This window comes from Ligilactobacillus equi DSM 15833 = JCM 10991 (assembly GCF_001435735.1).
In the GTDB taxonomy this organism is placed as follows: Bacteria; Bacillota; Bacilli; order Lactobacillales; family Lactobacillaceae; genus Ligilactobacillus; species Ligilactobacillus equi.
The window spans coordinates 1-1,127 of the sequence record NZ_AZFH01000172.1 but is presented as its reverse complement, the minus strand read 5'-3'; the positions used below and the strand labels follow the sequence as shown (position 1 = coordinate 1,127).

Below are 1,127 nucleotides of genomic sequence, written 5' to 3'. Positions count from 1 at the left end.
GTCATGGAGTATTTCAACGTATCACCAACTAAAACATTAGTTCCGTTGATATCTTCATTCTTTTGGTCTAAGACAGACTTAGTAGGGTTAACCTTAACTGAAGTATTGTGAGTTGTGTTAGATACAGCAATCTTACCATTAAGCAAGACATCGTAAGTGTTCTTGATAGAAGCACCATCGTGATCTACTGTAACGTAAGCAACAATAAATGGAGTTGATGAAGCAACCTTATTGTATTGGTCGGAGTTCATCATCTTAACCAAAGCATCTTCAGCAGAGTAGGTTACTTGTTTACCATTGATGTCTTCATTGAACATCTCAGTAACATCAGTAAATGTTCCATCATTGTTCTTGAAGAATGCCTTAAAGCCTTTGTAAGTTACATCGCCATCAAAAGTATCTACAACTTGGAAGTCTTTGATAGTTTCATGGTATTGAACTAATGGTTGACCTTCAAGAGTGTATGATAAGGTTTCTCCCTTAACAACTTTTGCACCTTCATTGTCCTTACCATTAGGGTCTTTAGCAGTACCAACAGTAACTTTCTTCTTACCAACAGGATCAACTGGTTGGTAAGTAAAGGTCCAAACTTGGTTTGAATTATCAGCATCGTTGTTCAAAGTATCTGTAACAGTATTGTATACAAAACCAGAAGCAATACGTTGCACTTGAACAAATGCAGTATAAGACATCTTGTGAGCCTTATTAGCTTGTGAGTTTGCTAAAGCTACATATTCAGCAGTAGGGGTTACTGTAAGCACACCTTTATCCGCATTGTAGTCGAAAGTAAAGTAACGAGAAATATCATCATTTGCCTTCACCGTAGAACCATTAGCAGCTGTGAAGTCTTGGTTAGCAATAACTTGGTATTGACGAGTAACACTATCGTGTTTAGTGTCAATGTTATCAGTTAAGAACCAATTCTTAACAATCGTAGCCCGGTTTTCAGGTAATTCTTTAGAAACTAACTTGTAAGCAATGTAGTCGCCTAACTTAACGTCTTTTTCATTAATAGAAGCACTATCACCAGCGTTCTTGATAACGTCTTTCTTAGGATCTAACTTAACAACCTTGTTAGTTACGGTATTAGTTTCATAAGGTACCCCAAAGTTATTTTGGACTGCCTT

At 36.8% G+C, this 1,127-nt stretch carries 1 protein-coding gene; it reads right to left on the bottom strand.

Features of this window, described 5'->3' with window-relative positions:
• A partial coding sequence (locus FC36_RS09190; protein WP_035189727.1) for an LPXTG cell wall anchor domain-containing protein occupies positions 1 to 1,127 on the bottom strand: 1,127 nt, incomplete at both ends.